Origin of the sequence: Tepidimonas sp. (assembly GCF_046292505.1) — a bacterium.
Taxonomy (GTDB): domain Bacteria; phylum Pseudomonadota; class Gammaproteobacteria; order Burkholderiales; family Burkholderiaceae_C; genus Tepidimonas.
The window spans coordinates 1-504 of the sequence record NZ_JBKBQX010000300.1; the positions used below are offsets into that span (position 1 = coordinate 1).

The following is a 504-nucleotide window of genomic DNA, read 5'->3' on the forward strand; positions in this document are numbered from 1 at the left end:
CATGCGCCAGGGTCAGGGTTTTTGTTCGCTCGACAACCCCAGGGCGTGGCTTTTCCAAGTGGCTCGCCATGCGTTGATCGATGCGGCGCGGCTCGCCAAGCCCCATGTCGAACTCAGTGAGGCACTGATCGAATCTCTGCCGGCGGGGCCGGCAGATGCCGAGCGTTCGCCCGTGGACGAGTTGGATGCCTGCATCGAACACCACCTGGCAGCGCTGGACGCCGAGCAGCGGCAGATCATCACGGCGTGCGATCTCCAAGGACAGACGGTCAAGTCTTTCGCGCAGTCCAACGGACTGACTTTGGCGGCCGCCAAGTCACGCCTGCTTCGGGCCCGTCAGCGGCTGCGCGACCGCCTGATCCGCCACTGCGAGGTCAGGTTCGACGACGCTGGACAGGTCTGCTGCCACACTCCCCGGACTGCTGGCTGAATCCTTTTGCCACTTTGCTCGTCATCCTGGTGTGCTCAGCCTGCCGCCCTCACCGCGCCCGGGTGTGCAGCACA

General features: G+C 64.9%; 1 protein-coding gene. It reads left to right on the forward strand.

The window, feature by feature from the left end:
- Window positions 1-430, forward strand: a 430-nt coding sequence (locus ACK4TH_RS13385; protein ID WP_409627145.1) for a sigma factor-like helix-turn-helix DNA-binding protein, incomplete at its 5' end; no start/stop codon positions are given.
- Between the last annotated feature and the right edge of the window lie 74 nt (window positions 431-504).